The sequence below is a fragment of the Streptomyces sp. NPDC005017 genome (assembly GCF_042873115.1).
In the GTDB taxonomy this organism is placed as follows: Bacteria; Actinomycetota; Actinomycetes; order Streptomycetales; family Streptomycetaceae; genus Streptomyces.
The window spans coordinates 356,070-373,912 of sequence record NZ_JBIALD010000005.1 but is presented as its reverse complement, the minus strand read 5'-3'; the positions used below and the strand labels follow the sequence as shown (position 1 = coordinate 373,912).

At 71.2% G+C, this 17,843-nt stretch carries 15 protein-coding genes, 1 tRNA gene and 2 pseudogenes; 14 read left to right on the top strand and 4 right to left on the bottom strand.

The genetic code is table 11. From position 1 onward, the window contains the following. Nucleotides 1-349 precede the first annotated feature (349 nt). The 4 genes from ACFYR0_RS10930 (at nt 350) to ACFYR0_RS10915 (ending at nt 4,853) form a co-directional block, all read left to right on the top strand. Nucleotides 350-622: an FG-GAP repeat protein gene (locus tag ACFYR0_RS10930; protein ID WP_389324610.1), complete on the top strand. Its 273-nt coding sequence runs from the start codon at nt 350-352 to the stop codon at nt 620-622. Nucleotides 623-701: 79 nt separating this feature from the next. After that, a complete protein-coding gene (locus ACFYR0_RS10925; RefSeq protein ID WP_389324607.1) occupies nt 702-1,991 on the top strand; it encodes an FG-GAP repeat domain-containing protein in 1,290 nt (429 codons plus the stop codon). Nucleotides 1,992-2,233: 242 nt separating this feature from the next. After that, nucleotides 2,234-3,712 carry a VCBS repeat-containing protein gene (locus ACFYR0_RS10920; protein ID WP_389324605.1) on the top strand — a complete coding sequence of 493 codons (1,479 nt, stop codon included), beginning with the start codon at nt 2,234-2,236 and terminating at the stop codon, nt 3,710-3,712. A 130-nt stretch (nt 3,713-3,842) separates the two neighbouring features. After that, on the top strand, nt 3,843-4,853 hold the full coding sequence (locus ACFYR0_RS10915; protein WP_389324603.1) for a Yip1 family protein: 1,011 nt from the start codon (nt 3,843-3,845) through the stop codon (nt 4,851-4,853). Nucleotides 4,854-4,973: 120 nt separating this feature from the next. Here the strand turns inward: ACFYR0_RS10915 and ACFYR0_RS10910 are convergent, their stop codons facing one another. From ACFYR0_RS10910 to ACFYR0_RS10900, 3 genes are all read right to left on the bottom strand, one after another. Continuing rightward, the gene (locus ACFYR0_RS10910) at nt 4,974-5,471 is read right to left on the bottom strand and encodes a phosphoribosyltransferase (RefSeq protein ID WP_389324601.1); all 498 of its coding nucleotides are present in this window, start codon (nt 5,469-5,471) and stop codon (nt 4,974-4,976) included. After that, nucleotides 5,468-6,043 (bottom strand): dCTP deaminase, encoded by a 576-nt coding sequence (gene dcd, locus ACFYR0_RS10905; protein ID WP_386387449.1) that lies wholly within the window; start codon nt 6,041-6,043, stop codon nt 5,468-5,470. The genes ACFYR0_RS10910 and dcd overlap by 4 nt, the downstream gene beginning before the upstream one ends. A 167-nt stretch (nt 6,044-6,210) precedes the next feature. Next, complete coding sequence (locus ACFYR0_RS10900; protein WP_386387447.1) at nt 6,211-6,369, bottom strand: hypothetical protein; 159 nt, start codon at nt 6,367-6,369, stop codon at nt 6,211-6,213. A gap of 276 nt (nt 6,370-6,645) precedes the next feature. On the opposite strand from ACFYR0_RS10900, the gene ACFYR0_RS10895 reads away from it, so the two are divergent. From ACFYR0_RS10895 to ACFYR0_RS10865, 7 genes and pseudogenes are all read left to right on the top strand, one after another. Next, nucleotides 6,646-6,719 (top strand) — tRNA-Gly (locus ACFYR0_RS10895). A 114-nt stretch (nt 6,720-6,833) separates the two neighbouring features. After that, nucleotides 6,834-7,103, top strand: a pseudogene (locus ACFYR0_RS10890) (DUF5990 family protein); the annotation flags it as partial. A gap of 515 nt (nt 7,104-7,618) precedes the next feature. Next, nucleotides 7,619-7,822, top strand: coding sequence for a cold-shock protein (locus ACFYR0_RS10885; protein ID WP_389324598.1), 204 nt, complete (start codon nt 7,619-7,621; stop codon nt 7,820-7,822). 339 nt (nt 7,823-8,161) lie between these two features. Then, nucleotides 8,162-8,356 (top strand): annotated as a pseudogene (locus tag ACFYR0_RS10880) (hypothetical protein); the annotation flags it as partial. A 620-nt stretch (nt 8,357-8,976) separates the two neighbouring features. Further along, nucleotides 8,977-9,327 (top strand): MerR family transcriptional regulator, encoded by a 351-nt coding sequence (locus ACFYR0_RS10875; protein WP_389324594.1) that lies wholly within the window; start codon nt 8,977-8,979, stop codon nt 9,325-9,327. A 690-nt stretch (nt 9,328-10,017) separates the two neighbouring features. Next, entirely contained in the window at nt 10,018-10,239 is a 222-nt protein-coding gene (locus tag ACFYR0_RS10870; RefSeq protein ID WP_386387439.1) for a hypothetical protein, read from the top strand. A gap of 439 nt (nt 10,240-10,678) precedes the next feature. Then, on the top strand, nt 10,679-11,443 hold the full coding sequence (locus ACFYR0_RS10865; protein ID WP_389324590.1) for a polysaccharide deacetylase family protein: 765 nt from the start codon (nt 10,679-10,681) through the stop codon (nt 11,441-11,443). 142 nt (nt 11,444-11,585) lie between these two features. On the opposite strand, the gene ACFYR0_RS10860 is transcribed toward ACFYR0_RS10865, so the two are convergent. Beyond that, complete coding sequence (locus tag ACFYR0_RS10860) at nt 11,586-12,944, bottom strand: phosphatase PAP2 family protein (protein ID WP_389324637.1); 1,359 nt, start codon at nt 12,942-12,944, stop codon at nt 11,586-11,588. Between the two features lie 503 nt (nt 12,945-13,447). Between ACFYR0_RS10860 and ACFYR0_RS10855 the strand changes: the two genes are divergently transcribed. The 3 genes from ACFYR0_RS10855 (at nt 13,448) to ACFYR0_RS10845 (ending at nt 17,842) form a co-directional block, all read left to right on the top strand. Continuing rightward, a complete protein-coding gene (locus tag ACFYR0_RS10855; protein ID WP_389324587.1) occupies nt 13,448-13,951 on the top strand; it encodes a three-helix bundle dimerization domain-containing protein in 504 nt (167 codons plus the stop codon). Continuing rightward, complete coding sequence (locus ACFYR0_RS10850) at nt 13,932-14,894, top strand: polyphosphate kinase 2 family protein (protein WP_389324584.1); 963 nt, start codon at nt 13,932-13,934, stop codon at nt 14,892-14,894. The genes ACFYR0_RS10855 and ACFYR0_RS10850 overlap by 20 nt, the downstream gene beginning before the upstream one ends. A gap of 224 nt (nt 14,895-15,118) precedes the next feature. Beyond that, nucleotides 15,119-17,842, top strand: a complete 2,724-nt coding sequence (locus tag ACFYR0_RS10845; protein WP_389324581.1) for a cation-translocating P-type ATPase — start codon at nt 15,119-15,121, stop codon at nt 17,840-17,842. The last annotated feature ends 1 nt before the right edge of the window (nt 17,843 follow it).

Genomic DNA, 17,843 nt, shown 5'->3' with positions numbered 1-17,843 from the left:
CCCAGCTCCTCCTCGAATCCGTCAAGACCCCCGCCGACCCCACCGGCACCCCCGAACAGGAACACACCCCGGAACCCGAACCCGTGAAGTGACCCTCGTCGAAGGCGCCTTCCGACGCCCCCTGCCGCACCGGCAGGGGGCGTCGGCGTTTCACGGGACCCGTGCCGAACCGCCGTACGCCGTGGCCGCCGTGGGGCCTCGAGGGGCGTACAACCCTTCCCCCCACCTCGCGTCGAACACGAGGCCGGTCAAGGAACGGGACCTTTCCGGACCCCCGTACACCCCCGCGCTTCCCGAGCACCCGGCCGCGTCCTGCCTCCGGGGTCGTCCCTCAGACGAGGAGCCGCTCATGCGCACCCTTCGTACGCGCTCGGCCGCGGTCGCGGCCGCCGCGTTCCTGCTCGCCGCCGGCGCCCCCGGCGGCACCCGCGCCGACGACCGCGACACCGACTTCAACGGCGACGGCTACGACGACGTGCTGGTCGGCGCCCCGGACGCCACGGTCTCCGGGCGGCACCGCGCCGGTGCGGTGATCGACGACCAGGGCCCTGTGAAGGCTCTCCGCGGCGACATCCCCGGGCCGCAATCGGCCCATAAGGGCCCAGTGGTGACCGGGAGGTAACCCGGGGGTGTCGCCCCGTTCGAACGCGTGCTTCACTACTGAGTCGTTGTCGACGGGGCTGGCGGGACGGACGGTGAGCATGCGCACCCTCGGAACGGGTCTGACGGCCGTCGGCTGTCTTGTTCTCCTCGCCGCCTGCGGGCCCCTGCCCGGCGACGACGCGAAGGCCCCGGAGAAGACCCCGGCGGTCAAGGCCGCCCAGGCACCCGCCTCGCTCCCGGTCCCCGGCGGCAAGGGCAGCGAGGTCCCGGACGACTTCAACGGCGACGGCCGCCGCGACCTCGTCCTCAACGACCTGGTCAAGGCGCAGGCGCACAGCGACGACGCCGGGATCGGCATCGTCTACGGCGGCCCGCAGGGACTCACGCCCGGTGCCCGGCAGTTGCTGAGCCCGGCCCGCAACGCGGTCCCCACCGACGGTGAGCTGCCCGCCGTGTTCGACGCGGAGGCGAGCTGCGACCTGGACGCGGACGGGTTCACCGACCTCGTCGTCTCCACCGACCCGCCCTTCGACGGGCAGGGGCAGCCGCCCGTCCCGCTCCAGATCCTCTTCGGCTCGCCGCGCGGACTGACCGGCAAGGCGGTCAAGCTCGTGATCCCCGCCGCCGCGCGGGCCGGCAACGACTGGCCCGACCAACCGGTGTGCGGCGACTTCGACGGCGACGACAGGGCCGATCTGGTCGTGCACGCCTCGGACTGGCAACTGAGCTTCCTGCGCGGCCCGTTCAGCCGCAAGGGCGCCCCACGCGCGGCCGGCGCGCCCGTCCACGTCCCGGGCAACCTGCCGACCGGCCCGGTCGCCGACGTGGACCGCGACGGCGACGACGACCTGGTCGTCCGGGTCGCCGAGGGCCGCTCCGCCGCCGCGCTCGTCCTCGGCGGCCCCACCGGCCCGGCGGGCCCCGGCACGCTCCTGCCCGAGGGCCTCGACGTGGCCCTCGGCCGCTTCGGCCGCGGCGCGAACCTGGACGCGGCCGTCGGCGGCATCGCGGAGACCGCCCTGCGCTACGACCTCCCGGCCCCCACCCGCGCCACGCTGGCCGTCGGCGGCTCCCTGCTGGACACCGCCGACTTCGACGGGGACGGCCTCGGCGAACTCGTCTCCAGCGGCTCGGGCATCCGCGTCCTGCACGGCCGTGCGGCGGGACCGTCCGCCGAGGACCTGACGCGCGTCGAGCCCACCGCCCGCGGCACCTCGCGGGTGCTGGCCGCGGCGGACTTCGACGGGGACGGCCTGGCGGACCTGGTGGTGCGGACGTACCTCGGGGAGACGAAGGACACGGTGGCGGTGTACCCGGGCGCGAAGGACACGGTGATCGCCGACACCCCGGCCGCGACGTTCTCGACACGCGAGTTCCTGCCGAACTGAGGTCCCCCCGCTCCCGGGCCGAGGGCTCGGGCGCCCTGGACCTCCGTATGCCGGCACGGGCACGTCCCGCCGGCCACAGCGACCCCACAACCTGGCCGAAATCCCTTACAACCCACGGGGCTTCACACAGGTCACATGATCGTCGACCCGTGCCGCGCGCCGACGACGGTGCGCGCCGGCCGGTCCACCCCGTTCCGCGGACACCCCGACCGGGTTCCGCGCATGCAGCAGGAGAGCTCCGCATGCAGCAGCATCTGCGACTGACCCTCGCGACGGCCACGGCGGCCGCGCTGACGGGCGGTCTCCTCGCGTTCACGTCGGCCCCGGCCACGGCCGCCGACTCCGCCCACGTCCCGCAGGCCGACTTCAACGGCGACAAGATCGGTGACGTCGCCTTCTCCGTCTGGGGCGCCACCGTGTCCGGCAAGGCCCGCGCCGGACAGCTGGCCGTGCTGTACGGCTCCGGCAGCGGCATATCCTCCGCCAAGCGGTCGCTGATCAGCCAGAACTCCACCGGCACCCCCGACGCCGCCGAGACCGGCGACGGCTTCGGCTCCGAGCACGCCTACGCCGACTTCAACGGCGACGGCTACGACGACATCGCCGTCTCCGCCCCCTGGGACGACGTCCGCGGCGACGCCGACAGCGGCACCCTGACCGTGCTGTGGGGCTCGCGCTCCGGCATCACCGGCCGGGGCGTGCTGATCCCTGACCCGGCCCCCGGCGCGCACGACAACTGGGGCAAGAACCTGGCCGCGGGCGACTTCGACGGCGACGGCAAGGCGGACCTGGCCGTCGGCAACACCACCAGCACGGTCTACGTGTACAAGGGCGGCATCACCGCCTCGGGCGCCGCGGGCCGCGCCCGCACCGCCTTCAAGGCCCCGGTGAAGTCCGGCGGCACCGCCCGCGGCCCGATCAACCTCACCGCGGGCGACGTCAACGGCGACCGGCGCACCGACCTGATCGTCGACGGCTACGAGACCACGTCCCGGGCCGGCTGGAACCGCAACTTCTACGTCCCCGGCACCGCGAGCGGCCTGAACGTCTCCGCCGCCAAGTCCCTCAAGCCCGGCGTGATCACCGGCGTCGACGACATCAACGACGACGGCTTCGGCGACATCGTCAGCGGCTGGGACGCCGACACCACCCAGCCGGACGGCACCGCGACCCCGTACGCGGGCAAGGGCGGCAAGGTCTGGATCACCTACGGCTCGGCCACCGGCCCGGGCTCCGTCGTCGGCATCACCCAGGACACCGGCAACGTCCCCGGCACCGCCGAGAACAACGACTGGTTCGGCTTCGAGCTCGACCTCGGCGACATCAACGGCGACGGGTTCGCCGACCTGGCCGTCGGCGCGGCGGGCGAGAGCATCGGCGACGACGCGGACACCGGCGTCGTCACCGTCCTGTACGGCTCCCGGACGGGCCTGAACGTGACCTCCGGCGGCCAGGCCTTCTCCCAGGACACCGCGGGGGTGCCGGACACCAGCGAGGACAAGGACATGTTCGGCTACGACGTGAAGCTGGACGACGTCACCGGCGACGGCCGCGCCGACCTGATCGTCGGCTCCGCCGAGAACGCGGGCGACGGCACGGTCACCTTCCTGCCCTCCGGCGGGACGAGGATCACCGCGACCGGCTCGCGCGTGGTCACGCCCACCGCCGCCGGCGTCTCCACGGCCGGCCAGCCGCTGTTCGGCGCGAACTTCGCCGACTGAGCGGTCGTAGGACGGGCGCCGCGGGAGCCGGGAGGGAAACCGCCCGGGAGCTCGCCGGGCGGCCCCGTAGGGGATGTGTGAGGGATACACGGGGCACGGGGCCCCGACCCGTACGGGAAGGCCGTAGGGGATGTCACAGCTCGGCCGCAAAGCCCGGCCCGAAAGGCCGGGTCCGCCGCGTCGTTCCGCGGGACCAGGTACGTTCGAAGGCGTGGCTGGATTCAGGATCGGACGCGGCGGCCGGGACGACCGCGCCCCGCAAGCGCGACCGCAACACCCCCCGCACGGACGGCAGGTGCCCCGCGGCCCGTCGTACGGCGGCGCCCCGCAAGGCGGCCCGTCGTACGGCTACCCCGCGGCGCCACAGCCGTACCCGCAGGCCAGGCGGCAGCAGCCGCCGGGCGGGCAGGGCGGCGGCGGTGACTGGGGGAACCACGGCGAGCCGGAGTACTTCGGCGGCCAGGACCCGTACGGTCCGGGCGCCCACGACCCGTACGCGGCGAACAACCCGGGTCACACCCAGGCCTTCTCGATCGACGAGCACTACAACCAGGGCGAGACGTACCACGCCGGCGGCACGACCCCGGCCGGTCCGATCGGGCCCCGGCTGCACTGGAAGGCCCTGCTGCGCGGCATCGTGTTCGCACCCGGCCAGACCTTCCTCCAGATGCGCGACTACGCGGTCTGGGGCCCGGCCGTGGTCGTCACCTTCCTCTACGGGCTGCTCGCCGTCTTCGGCTTCGACGACACCCGCTCGGACGCGATCAACGCCACGATCTCCAACGCGGTGCCGATCGTCCTGACGACGGGCGTGGCCATGGTGATCGCGGCCTTCGTCCTGGGCGTGGTGACCCACACCCTGGCCCGTCAGCTCGGCGGCGACGGGGCGTGGCAGCCGACGGTCGGCCTCTCCATGCTGATCATGTCCATCACGGACACACCGCGGCTGGTGCTCGCCATGTTCGCGGGCGGCGACGCGACGTTCGTCCAGGTGGTCGGCTGGGCCACCTGGATCGCCGCGGGCGCCCTGCTGACGATGATGGTGAGCCGCTCCCACGACCTGCCCTGGCCGAAGGCGCTGGGCGCCTCCGCGATCCAGCTGGTCGCCCTGCTGTCGATCGTGAAGCTGGGCACGTTCTGAGACCGTCACCGACGGCACGAGAAGGCCCCCCGGCGCTCCGCCGGGGGGCCTTCTCGTGCCTCAGGTACCTCTCGCGTCCCTCTCACGTCCCCGAACGGGACCGGACGCCGTCGCGGCCGCTCAGGCGTCGAGCACCTGACCGGCGCGCTTCACGACGGGAGGCAGCACGGACCACGGAAAGTTGATCCACTCATTGGTGCGCTTCCACACGTACTCGCACTTCACCAGGGAGTGCGACTTCTCGTAGATGACGGCGGAGCGGACCTCGGCGACGTGGTCGAGGCAGAAGTCGTGCACCAGCTTGAGCGTCTTGCCGGTGTCGGCGACGTCGTCGGTGATCAGGATCTTCTTGTCGGAGAAGTCGATCGCGTTGGGCACGGGGGCGAGCATGACGGGCATCTCGAGGGTGGTGCCGACGCCGGTGTAGAACTCCACGTTCACGAGGTGGATGTTCTTGCAGTCCAGCGCGTAGGCGAGGCCGCCGGCGACGAAGACGCCGCCGCGGGCGATGGAGAGCACGATGTCGGGCTCGTAGCCGTCGTCGGCGATGGTCTGCGCGAGTTCGCGGACGGCCGTGCCGAAGCGTTCGTAGGTCAGGTTCTCGCGGACGTCGCTCATACCTGGGTCCTGTGGAAGTTGAGGAAGGAGCGGGAGGCGGTCGGCCCGCGCTGCCCCTGGTAACGGGACCCGTACCGCTCGCTGCCGTACGGGAACTCGGCCGGGGAGCTGAGCCGGAACATGCACAGCTGGCCGATCTTCATCCCGGGCCACAGCTTGATGGGGAGCGTGGCCAGGTTCGACAGCTCCAGGGTGACATGACCGCTGAACCCGGGGTCGATGAACCCGGCGGTGGAGTGGGTGACGAGCCCGAGCCGCCCGAGGGAGGACTTGCCCTCCAGCCGGGAGGCGAGGTCGTCGGGCAGGGTGATGACCTCGTACGTCGACGCGAGGACGAACTCGCCCGGGTGCAGGATGAACGGTTCGTCGCCCTCGGGCTCCACCATCCGCGTGAGGTCGGCCTGCTCGATGGCGGGGTCGATGTGGGGGTACCGGTGGTTCTCGAACACCCGGAAGTAACGGTCCAGCCGTACGTCGATGCTCGACGGCTGCACCATGGATTCGTCGTAGGGATCGATCCGTACCCGCCCGGCGTCGATCTCGGCCCGGATGTCCTTGTCTGAGAGAAGCACGCCCCGAGGATACGCAAGGCGCGCGGACCCGCCACAATCGTGACGACTCCGCGCGCGGGGGATGCGGACGGCCGGCGTCCGCCGGTCACCGCAGGTAAGCGCCGGTCACCGCTCGGGACGGACCACCGGAGCGGCCTCGGGAACCGGGCGGTCACCGCGCCCGGCGGTCACCGCTTCTGGAGCGTGACCGGTACGACGCTGCGCAGGCGGGCGCAGCGCGGACACCGCACCAGCCGGCCGGGGCCGAGCCGCTCGGCCTGCTGCATCGGGAACGAAGCGGTGCTGAAGACGTGCCCGTCGGCACAGCGGACGAGGGTGTTTTCCATCAAGTCCTAGAGTCCCTTCCCCAAGAGCCGCGTCACTCCGGCTGGAATCCGGTGACGACGGAGGGCCACATTACGGGATGAAAGGGACGCCCCTCCAGGCGGCACTCCGACCCGCCGGGCCCCGCCACGAAGCCCCCACCGTACGCCCCAACTCCGGCTCCCCGCAGCCACATCGCTCCCCTGAAACCGACTCAGGTCCCGCGGCCGAGACACCGGGGACCTGGCATGGGGTAGAGTGGGCGAGCGTTCACGACACCGATCATCTCGGCGTCTTACGCGGGTGTAGTTTAATGGTAGAACATCAGCTTCCCAAGCTGAGAGCGCGAGTTCGATTCTCGTCACCCGCTCCATGACGGAACCCCAGGTCGACGGCCTGGGGTTCTTTTGTTCGCACTGATTTGGGGCTGGCGCGCCCCTCTGCGCGCAGCAGGTGCAGCGGTCAGTTCGGCGGTACCACCACCGTCCCGGCAGGAGCCGAGGTCAAAGGCCTCTACGTGTCAGGACCGTCCGGGCCGGCGGTTCATCTATCTGTCGCGGGGCACGGTCGACGAGTCGGGCACCTTCACGATGTTCCGCCGTGCCGAGCTCCTGCTCGACGTCATACCCGCCGACGTACTCGCCGCCGCCGCACGCGCCGGGCTGCTGGCCGGACGACTCGGTCCGACCGACGGGCAGGGCGGGCCCCTGTGCGTACGAGTCGAGCCCCGCACATCACCTGGACCGCCGAAAGCGCCGGTCAGGAGAGGTTGCATGCCCCCTGGCCCCACAGAGCGCAGGAGTCCTGGTGCAGGCGCTCTCTCGTCTCTCCGGTGCCGCACACGAAGGACGACGTGACACGGCGTCATCGGCGGGCAGGCCGACCGAGCGCGGACCGCGCGCGCTGCCATCGGCGTCGTCTCCTCTGGGCCGATGTGGCCTTCATCGCGATGTGAGGTACCGGCGCGTTCGCCGTCGTCCCATCCTTTGACGACGATGGCAGCGGCGCACAGCTCGTCGACGGAGGTCACGGCCCTGTGGCCTCAATATCTGTATCCGTGAAGCGAGAAATAGGTGCGGCACGCGGCGAGTATTCCTGGACCGCCAACCCGAGCGGAATTGTCGACCACGCAGAGCCGACCGCGTCATGCTAACGTCGATCTCAGTTGCAGTGTGGTTGCCAGAAGGTTCATTTTCCGACGGGGTAATCAGCACGGCGACGCGGAATCCGCACAGGGTGGATTCCGGACATCGTCTCCGAAGGAGAAATGAAATGGCTACCGGCACTGTGAAGTGGTTCAACTCGGAAAAGGGCTTCGGCTTCATCGAGCAGGACGGCGGCGGCGCCGACGTCTTCGCCCACTACTCGAACATCGCCGCACAGGGCTTCCGCGAGCTGCAGGAAGGCCAGAAGGTGTCGTTCGACGTCGCGCAGGGCCAGAAGGGCCCGACGGCCGAGAACATCGTTCCCGCCTGACGCCGGCAGCAACGCATACTTCGCAGCTGGGGCCCGCACCTTGGGGTGCGGGCCCCGGCTCGTCGCATTTCAGGGCGCGTGACGGGAAGACCCACCCCATCACCAAAGGGTGACGCGTTCCCCCGTCGATACGACTCGGCGCCCATCGTCTCCGGCTCGTTCTCACGATTTCTCTGCGCCGTTCGTTTTGCTGCGGAAATTCCTTGCCACGTGCCTACGTGGCCCACATCGAGGAAAGGCTCCGCTCGAACCGCGCACGCGCCCCCGCACGACCCGTACCAACGACCGTGCCCGGGGTTCCGCCGCCAAGCGCTCGGGGGTCCCCCGGCGCTCCGAGGGCGACAGGACCGCCGTGACCTCACCGGCGGCGAGGTCGTCCGGGCCATGACCCGCCTCGGCTTCCCCTGGCACGCCCACCCCGTCGCCGCGCCAGTGCGTGTCGCCTCTCCCCTCCAGTCCGCGTCGGCAGGGCCCTCACGGCTGTCTCGCCGTCCGTTCTCCGCGGCGGGACCGCCTCGCCGCGACACGCAGTGACGCCCGACGGCCCGACCCGGATTTCAGGGGCGTGAGGCGACTCACGAAACCTGCGCCATCCGTTGCTGCAGGTCGCAAGCTACCTGTTCCCCCACAGGGCTTAAATCTGTCCTTGCCAGAGTAGACATTGAGCTCTGGCGCGGTTAGCCTTTTTCCCGTAGACATCGGTCGAGCGAAGCCCGGCAGACACGAACTGGCGGGTTGCAGTACATGAGGTTCGCAGGTCAGTGCGGTTCTGGAGTCCCGAAGCCAAGGTGTTCGCAGGACGGTGACGGGACTGAGGACCGCACTGGGCGGCTCGCAGGTCGAGGGGCCGCCAACAGCACCACCGAGCAGTACCGCAAGTACCGGTTCATCAAGTTCGGAGACAAGGACGGAGGAGCAGACGCCATCAGGATCGCCCGGGCCGGGAAGCACTCGCCCCGGGTACCGCAAGACCCCGGATTGGAAGGTGGTCCCCGGTCACGCAGCCGCGATCCCCGCACCCCCCTTCTGCAGGGCCGGTAGCGGAAACAGAAGGTCGGCACAGCATGAGGGCCGACAGATGGTGTTGAATTTCCTTCGGGGCCCTGGTGCCGTACGGCACCAGGGCCCCTCGACGCGTTGCACAACGAGGTGACATGACAGCAGATACCCCCCTCAGTGATCGTCTGGACGACGACGACTACCCCGCATACACGATGGGGCGGGCCGCCGAGATGCTCGGCACCACCCCGGCCTTCCTCCGGGCCATCGGTGAGGCTCGTCTGATCACGCCGCTGCGCTCGGACGGCGGACACCGCCGGTACTCCCGCTACCAACTCCGGATCGCGGCACGCGCCCGCGAGCTCGTCGACAGGGGCACCCCGATCGAGGCCGCTTGCCGCATCGTCATCCTCGAGGACCAGCTCGAGGAAGCCCAGCGCATCAACGCCGAGTACCGCCGGGCCGGACATGAGGCTCCCGGCGATTCCGTCCCCGGTGCCGGCTGATCACGTGAAAGCGTGCCGGTCGGCTCGCACACCCGCTACGCCCGATCGACCATGAGCGCCCGCACGGGAACCAGGTCGTGCACCGTGAGCCCACGTCCCGCGGCGGGGGACGGCGGGGGCGCGCCTCCACGGTCGTCCACCTCTCGCCCGTCGTGCCCACAGCGTGCCCTTCAGAGCGGACAACCACGGTCGACAGCGGTGCCAAAAGATCCTCACCCCTGCCGCTGCGCAGCGCATCCACCAAGGTCAGCGGCCATACGGCCGCGCAAGCGCCGTCGCTTCCCAAGCCGAGAGCGCGAGTTCGACCCTCGTCACCCGCTCTTCCCGAAGCCCCAGGCCGACCGCCTGGGGTCTTTTGCTGTCCGGGCGATGACCGGTGCGTCCGCGACCGGGCGTCCGCGGCCTGCGGGGCGGCTCGGCGAAGTGCGGCGAGGACGGCCCGGGTTCGTCGCGGCACAGGCGGCGCAGTACCCCCACCAGGGCCCGCGCCGCACACCGGGCGACGCCACCGAAAAGTCGGGCCGGGCCGCCCTCGTGCCCGGTACCTGGCGCGTCCTCGACGTTCGCCAGGTTGTCTTTTTGCCGCGGCGGATCGTCGAACCCCAGGTCAGCGGCGTGCGGCGGGTGTTTCCGTGGTGATCTGTGCCGATGGCCACAGCAAACACGGCGCCGATGGGCTCATACTGAGCCATGACAAAGCCTGCCGCGCCGAAGCGTCATCTGCCCACCAGCCCCTTCAAGGCCCCGGTCGTACCGGCCCCCAAGCACTTCGCCGTGGGGGATCAGGTCACCCATGACATGTACGGCCTCGGCCGGGTGGTCGGCATCGAGGACGGAATCGCGGCTCACGTGGATTTCGGCTCGGCGCAGATGCGGATCTTGAGCCCCTACGCCAAGATGACCAAGCTGTAGCACCGTCGTGCCCGGTCACGGCACACCAGGCCCGTTCCGGGGCCTGTAGAGAAAGAGAGTCCTCCCATCGATTCGACATCGCTGTTCTCCGCCCTGGAGGGGCAGCCCCGCGGCGCGACCGCGGCGTCGCCGCGTCCGGTGACCAACCCCTTCCAGGCCCCCGACTTCGGGGACGACGAGGCCCTGCTGCTCGAGGACGCGCAGGATCCCGCCTAGGGCCTTCCCGCCCGGGAAGTTCCCGCCCAGGACGTTCGTCGGGTCGCGGCGAGAGGTGCGGTTCCTCCCACGGAGCCGCACACCTCGGTGAGTTGTCCGCGAACTCCCCCGGGATCGTCCGCGATTGGTAACGGACGCATCCCGCAGCCCCCGTATCCCGTCTCACCCGGTGGTCGCGACGCGACCGGGATTCGGCGCGGAACAGGGCGAAGGCGGGGCGGACATGGGGCGGCACGTCAGCGGGCGGGGCTGGTACGGCAAGGTGGTCGGGGCGGCGCTCGGGGTGACCCTGCTCGCCGTCGGCGCCTCCGTGTGGACGGCGCAGGCCGGTGACACGGACGGCTCGCCGAAGTCGCCCGCGGCCGCCCCGGTCAAGGTGAAGCCGGTCGACGTGACCATCGCGCACTCCTCGGACAAGGGCGAGCGCGGCGTCAACATCACCATCGACGACGGCCCCGACCCCGTGTACACCCCCCAAGTGCTCGACGTGCTCGAGGAGTACGGGGTGAAGGCCACGTTCTGCATGGTGGGGACGCAGGCCCAGGCCCACCCCGACCTCGTGAAGAAGGTCGTCGCGGCCGGGCACCGGCTGTGCGACCACTCGGTGTCGCACGACACCACCATGGACAAGCAGTCCCAGGCCTACCAGTCGCAGCAGATCCTCGAGGCCGAGCGCATGATCACCAAGGCCTCCGGGGGCGTACGGCCGATGTACTACCGGGCGCCCGGCGGGGCGTTCACCCCCTACAGTCGCACCCTCGCCGCTTCCCGGGGCATGCGCCCGCTGGGCTGGAACGTCGACACCAAGGACTTCGAACAGCCGGGCGCGGACGCCATCGTCGCCACGGTCAAGCGTGAACTGCCCAACGGGCCGACGCTTCTCTTCCACGACGCCGGCGGCGACCGTTCCCAGACCGTCGACGCCCTGCGCGAGGTCCTCCCCTGGCTGAAGGAGCAGGGCTACGCCTTCGGCTTCCCGGTGCGCTGAGGCCCCGCGTCCGGGCTCAGGGCAGGTCGCGCGGCCGTCACCGCCGAGTGCGGCTCCGCCGGGGGAATCCCGGGCGAAGACGTAGAGGCGCAGGACGGGGAAGCGGGCCGGGTCTTCGAGGGGGTGTCGTGCCGGGGGCCGGTCAGATCAGTTCGGGCTGTGGCTCCGGGGCCGGGGCGGCGGCCGGGGCCGGCTTCGGTTCCCACAGGGCGGTCGTGCGGACGTAGGCGTAGATCACCGAGGCCATCGCCAGGATGAGCAGGGGGCCGAACAGCCACGGGCGCTCGGCCATCTGCACCGGCATGAAGCGGTAGGACAGCAGGAGGGCCGTGAAGACCGTCGTGCCGTAGGCGACGAACCGCAGTCCCGCGCGGTCCCAGTCGTGGTCGGACGTGCGCAGGGCCGCCTCGATGGTGAGGGTGAAGACCACACCGGCGACCAGGTCGGCGCCGTAGTGGTAGCCGAAGCCGAGGGTCGCGGCGAGCGTGGCGATCAGCCAGAAGGTGCCCGCGAAACGCAGCAGGCGGGGACCCCTGCGGGAGTGGATGAAGATCGCGACAGCCCACGCGGTGTGCAGGCTGGGCATGCAGTTGCGCGGGGTGATCCCGTCGAACGGCATGGGGACCGGCAGGGCGGTCGACGGGAACGAGTGGGGCCAGACGGTGGCCACGGCCCAGGGCTCGGTCGGCGGCATCTCCGGCGCCCAGAGACTGACGTCCATCCAGTGCGCGGTGCCCGTGCCGTAGGCGAAGAGCGGGCCGACCACCGGGAAGATCATGTAGAAGGCCGGGCCGAGGAGCCCGATCACCAGGAACGTGCGCACCAGGTGGTGACGCGGGAAGCGGCGTTCGGCGGCAACGTGGCGCAGCTGGTACAGCGCGGCGATCACCGCGGCCACCGGCAGCTGGCCGTAGACGAAGTCGAGGACGTTGAAGCCGATCGGGCCGCTCGCCTCGACGAGCCGGCCCACCAGCCACGACGGGTTGCCCAGGGCGTGATCGGCGACCGCCACGTACTGGTCGAGCACCGCCGGGCGGGTCTTGGAGGTGATCAGCAGCCAGATGTCACCGGTCTTGCGGCCGGTCATCAGGAGCAGCCCCAGGCCCACGCCCTTCAGCAGCAGGACCCGCTCCCGGCCGGTGCGGCGGGTGACGGCGAAGGCCGCGACACCCAGCATCACCCACAGCGCGCCGTTGCCGAAGGGGTGCCCCTCCGTCGCGTCGGCGTCGACCACCCGGCGCACCACCAGGAACACGAGGTCGATGCCGATCGCCGCCGCCAGCGCGACGAACCGCTGCCGCCAGGTGAGCACCACCATCATCAACGCCATCGAGGCATACAGCAGACCGCCCGACTTGGGGCGGAACATCACCTCTCGCGCCTGATTGGTGATAGGTCCCGACACGCCGTAGTGCCGCGCGGTGAATTCCAGCGCGAGGAGGAATCCGAGGGCCGTGACGGCCACCGCCGCCCAGAGTCGCGTCCGCGGCCGGCGCCACAGGGGGAGCGCGGGCGTTGGGGGTATTCGCGAAAGGTTCTGCGGTGGTATGTGAGTCAACTTTGGCTGCTTCGCTAGATATGGGTCCTATTGAGGCGGTTTTGCTCGTCACCTTTCGAGCGGAGCCGCTTTCTTTCCTGTGAACATCGGTTCATCGGAGCAAGACGGAAAGACTACGGTCCGGGTTCCGCGCTCGTATACGGCAGGGGTTCGTGAACATCGCCCGGCCTTCCGGCGGGCGATCTTGCGCGGGCGATCCCAGAATGAGGGTGGGCATCGGCTCGCCCGCGACGGCGCCGGGCGGGGCTGCCCGGGGCTGGAGGCCGTCGGCGTATGAGATGCGTGACAGTCCGCGGCGGAGCGCGAGACCGGGCGGGCCGGGTGCCTCGGCACGCCGGCGCGGGGACCGCACGGCCATGACCGCGGACGAGACGATCGGCGAGGGGTCACGGGAGCTGCACGTCCCCCTCCGCGCACCGGATCCACGTCCAGCGGGTCCCCGTCCGGTGGATCCACGTCCAGCGGGTCCCCGTCCGCCGGACTCACACCTGCTGGATCCACGTCCGCTCGGCCCCCGGGACCGCCCGCCGGACCTGCCGGACCACCGGCAGGAACCGACGGGCCGGCCGGCGGCCCTGCCGGACCACCGGTCGGACCTGCCCGGCCCGTCCGACCACCCGCGTGAGCAGGCGCACCCCGCCGCCCTCCCGGCTCCCCCGCCTCCCTCCCCGGCCCCCTCCGCCGCCCCGCCCGACGAAGCCCTCGCCGTAAGCGAGCTGGTCACCGTGCTCAAAGCCGGCTGGCCCGCGGTCGACGAGGGCGTGATCGAGGCCGCGGTGAAGGAGGCGTACGACGCGTTCCGGCCCGCCAGGATCAGGGCGTTCGTGCCGATCCTGGTCGAGCGGCGGGTCCGCAGGGCGCTGCGCGAACACGGGGGGACACCGGGCGGCCCCGAGGACCGACGACGTGCCGGAGAGGAACTGATCGGTGATGGAGGACAGGGGAGCTGAGCGGATCGCCGAGTTCATCGAGCCGTTGAGGGTGCGCCCGGGATCCACGGTTCGGCTGGAGCGGGACTTCGATCCGCGGGACAAGGGCGGCCTGCGCAAGCGGGAGGGCGTCGAACTGCTGCGCAGCGGCGTCGAGCTGCTGGCGGAGTACCAGCAGCGGCTGGCCGCCCAGGACACCTACGGCGTGCTGATGTGTCTTCAGGCGCTCGACGCCGGGGGCAAGGACGGGACCATCCGGCACGTCATGAGCGGGGTCAATCCGCAGGGCGTGCGGGTGAGCAGCTTCAAGGTGCCGTCCGCCGAGGAGCTGGGCCACGACTACCTGTGGCGCTACGCCCGGCGCCTCCCCGCGCGCGGTGACATCGCTATCTTCAACCGCTCGCACTACGAGGAGGTCCTCGTCGTACGGGTGCACCCCGAGCTGCTGGTGCGGCAGCGGCTGCCCGGCCTCGTGGAGGGGGCGAAGTTCTGGAAGCAGCGGTACCGGGAGATCAACCACTGGGAGCGCTATCTCACGGACAACGGGTTCAGGGTCGTGAAGATCTTCCTGAACCTGTCGAAGGAGGAGCAGCGCACGCGTTTCCTGAAGCGGCTCGACCTGCCGGAGAAGAACTGGAAGTTCTCCGCGGCCGACGTCCGGGAGCGCCGGTACTGGGACGACTACCAGCACGCCTTCTCCGAGATGCTCTCGGCGACGAGCACCAGGTGGGCGCCCTGGTACGTGGTGCCGGCGGACCACAAGTGGTACGCCCGGGTCTGCACCGCGGCGGTTCTCGCGCACACGCTGATGGACATCGACCCGCAGTACCCGAAGGTGGCGAAGGCGGCCCGCAAGGAGCTGCTCGTCGCCAAGCGGAACCTGGAGCGGGAGGCTCCTGAGGGCCGCCCGGCCGACCCCTACGCGGCCCGGCACACAACGGCCGACGGGAGGAAACGCCGCTAGGGCCCTTCTGACGGATCCCCGAAGGAGCGGCGGGCGAGCGTGCGTGCCGGGCGTCGCGACGCCGCGGAGATCCGTCGAAGGGCCCCGGGCCGGCGTCCGGTGCGTGCGCCTCGGGGCCCGCGGCGGGCGGAACGCGCCGGACGGGCCCGTGGCCGGGAAACGCCGCCGGGGCCTGTCCGGCGGGTGGGAAGAAGGCGCCGCCAGGGCGGCGATCGGAGGCAGCGATGACGGTGCATCAGGAGCCGGTGGGCGAGCAGGGGCGGGCCGCGCCGGAGGCCGAGTGGTACGCCCGGTCCCCCGAGGCGGTCGTCACGGCCCTCGGCGTCGACCCGGCGGTCGGTCTCACCGCCGCGCGGGCGGCCGACCTGCTGGCCGCGCACGGCCCCAACGCCCTGCCCGAGGAGGCCGGGATCCCCACCTGGCGCCGGTTCCTCGCCCAGTACCGCAGCTATATGCAGCTGGTCCTGGTGGCCGCGGCCGTGGTGTCGTTCGCGATCCAGGAGTGGACCACCGCGATCCTGCTCGTCGTGCTGACCCTGCTGAACGCGGTCGTGGGGCTGCGGCAGGAGGGCAAGGCGGAGAGCGCGATGAACGCCCTCCAGTCGATGCTGAAGGCCACCGCGCGGGTGCGCAGGGACGGCACGGAGGCCGAGATCCCCGCGGAGGAGCTGGTCGTCGGCGACATCGTGCTCCTGTCGGCCGGGGACCAGGTGCCCGCGGACGGGCGGATCGTGGAGGCCAGCGCCCTTCAGATCGACGAGTCGGCGCTCACCGGGGAGAGCGTCCCCGCGGCGAAGGACACCCGTGCCCTGCCGGGCGGGCGGGACCTGCCGCCGGGCGACCAGACCTGCATGGCGTTCATGAACACCCCGGTCACCCATGGCAGCGCGCTGCTCGTGGTGACAGGTGTCGGCGCGGACAGCGAGCTCGGCAAGATCTCCGGCATGCTCGCGGCCACCGAGAAGGAGGTGCCGCCGCTCACCCGGGAACTCGACCGGCTGACGCTGTGGATCACCGGGGCGGCCGGCCTCACCATGATCGTGATGTTCGCGCTGGGGCGCAGCCGGGACGAGGCATGGGACGCGCTGTTCGTGAGCGCGGTCTCGCTCGCCATCGCCGCCATCCCGGAGGCCCTGCCGACCGTGACCCAGGCGATCCTGTCCGTCGGCAGCCTCAACCTGGCGAAGCGCAGCGCCATCGTCAAGGAACTCCCGTCGGTCGAGACCCTCGCCTTCACCTCGGCGATCAACTCCGACAAGACCGGCACCCTGACCATGAACCAGATGACGGCGGTCGAGGTGATCAGCCCCACCGACCGCTACACGGTCTCGGGCACGGGCTACGAGCTCACGGGACGGATCCACCACGCCGCCGGGTCCTCCGCGGGCATCGAGGACGCGATCCTGCCCTACGTCGTCGCCAGTGACGCCAGGCTGGTGGACGGCGAGGTCGTGGGCGACCCCACCGAGGGCGCGCTGCTGGTGCTCGCGCACAAGGCGGGCCTCGACGCGGACGCCACCCGCGAGGGCCTGCCCCGGCTCGCGACGCTGCCGTTCGACCCGGAGTACAAGCTCATGGCCACGTTCCACTCGGCGGCCGACGCCTCCGGACGGCCGGTCGTCAGATGCTTCGTGAAGGGCGCGGCCCCGGCGGTGACGGCGCGGGCGGCGACCGCGCTCGCGGCCGGGGTGAGCGTCCCGTGGGACGCGGACCTGCGGCGGCGGGCCGAGGCGCAGACCGAGCGGATGGGCGGCGAGGGGCGCCGGGTGATGGCCGCGGCCACCCGGGATCTGGACCCGGCCGCCTTCGACCCGGGCGGCGACCTGCTCGGATACGTCACCGAGCTGCGGATGACGAGCCTCGTCGGCATGGTCGACCCGCCGCGCAAGGAGTCGAAGGCGGCGGTGGCGGACGCGCAGGCGGCCCACATCAGGGTCCGGCTGATCACCGGCGACGACGTCACCACCGGGGCGGCCATCGCCCGCCAGATCGGCATCCCCGGCGAGGCCCTGCTGGGCTCCGACTTCGCGGCGATGAGCGAGCGGGAACGCCTCGCGCGCATCGACGGCGTCGGGGTGGTGGGCCGGGTCGCGCCCGAGCACAAGGTGCTGCTCGCCGACACGCTCAAGAAGAAGGGCGAGGTCGTGGCGATGACCGGGGACGGGGTCAACGACGCGCCCGCCATCAAGGCCGCCGACATCGGCATCGCGATGGGCAGCGGCACGGACGTGGCGAAGAACGCGGCCCGCATGATCCTGTCCGACGACAACTTCGCGACCATCGTCTACGCGGTGGAGCAGGGCCGGACGATCTTCGACAACCTCACCAAGTACATCCGGTTCGTGCTGCTTCTGCTGGTCACCTTCGTGGTGACGTTCCTCGGCGCGACCGTGCTGGACATCGCGGGCGGTGAGCCCTTCACGCCGCCGCAGGTGCTGTGGATCCACTTCGTGGTCAACGCCTCGTTCGGCTTCGCGCTCGGCTTCGACAAGGAGAGCCCGGGGCTGATGCGCCGCAGGCCGCGGCCGCGCGGGGAGTCGGTGCTCACCCGGCCGGTGCTGGTCACGGTCGGGCTCGGCGGGCTGGCGATCACCTGCGGGCTGCTCGGGCTGATCAAGATCGGTGAGTCGCTCTACGACGGCACGGAGACCGGCCGGTCGATCGCGTTCACGGCGTTCGCGCTCTGTCTGGTGGTGGCCGCGTTCGAGTGCCGCAGCCAGACGGAGTCCGTGCTGACGCCGTCCACGTTCGACAGCAGGCAGATGAACTGGGTGGCCCTGGCCCAGCTGGTGCTGGCGGTCATGGCGACGCAGCTGGACGGCTTCCGCCGCATGCTGGGGACGAGCGAGATCAATGCGCGGCAGTTCGGCTGGGCCCTGCTGACGGCGATCGCGCTGCTGCTGCTGTGGGAGCTGGGCAAGCTGGTGGCCCGGCGACGGTCCGTCTGAA

What these genes read in the sequence shown, in the direction of transcription:
- ACFYR0_RS10875 (WP_389324594.1), top strand. Translation starts at nt 8,977, where the DNA reads ATGACAGCAGATACCCCCCTCAGTGATCGTCTGGACGACGACGACTAC.
- ACFYR0_RS10910 (WP_389324601.1), bottom strand. Translation starts at nt 5,471, where the DNA reads ATGAGCGACGTCCGCGAGAACCTGACCTACGAACGCTTCGGCACGGCC.
- ACFYR0_RS10915 (WP_389324603.1), top strand. Translation starts at nt 3,843, where the DNA reads ATGTCACAGCTCGGCCGCAAAGCCCGGCCCGAAAGGCCGGGTCCGCCG.
- ACFYR0_RS10865 (WP_389324590.1), top strand. Translation starts at nt 10,679, where the DNA reads ATGGGGCGGCACGTCAGCGGGCGGGGCTGGTACGGCAAGGTGGTCGGG.
- ACFYR0_RS10925 (WP_389324607.1), top strand. Translation starts at nt 702, where the DNA reads ATGCGCACCCTCGGAACGGGTCTGACGGCCGTCGGCTGTCTTGTTCTC.
- ACFYR0_RS10920 (WP_389324605.1), top strand. Translation starts at nt 2,234, where the DNA reads ATGCAGCAGCATCTGCGACTGACCCTCGCGACGGCCACGGCGGCCGCG.
- ACFYR0_RS10885 (WP_389324598.1), top strand. Translation starts at nt 7,619, where the DNA reads ATGGCTACCGGCACTGTGAAGTGGTTCAACTCGGAAAAGGGCTTCGGC.
- ACFYR0_RS10870 (WP_386387439.1), top strand. Translation starts at nt 10,018, where the DNA reads ATGACAAAGCCTGCCGCGCCGAAGCGTCATCTGCCCACCAGCCCCTTC.
- ACFYR0_RS10845 (WP_389324581.1), top strand. Translation starts at nt 15,119, where the DNA reads ATGACGGTGCATCAGGAGCCGGTGGGCGAGCAGGGGCGGGCCGCGCCG.
- ACFYR0_RS10850 (WP_389324584.1), top strand. Translation starts at nt 13,932, where the DNA reads ATGGAGGACAGGGGAGCTGAGCGGATCGCCGAGTTCATCGAGCCGTTG.
- ACFYR0_RS10930 (WP_389324610.1), top strand. Translation starts at nt 350, where the DNA reads ATGCGCACCCTTCGTACGCGCTCGGCCGCGGTCGCGGCCGCCGCGTTC.
- ACFYR0_RS10900 (WP_386387447.1), bottom strand. Translation starts at nt 6,369, where the DNA reads ATGGAAAACACCCTCGTCCGCTGTGCCGACGGGCACGTCTTCAGCACC.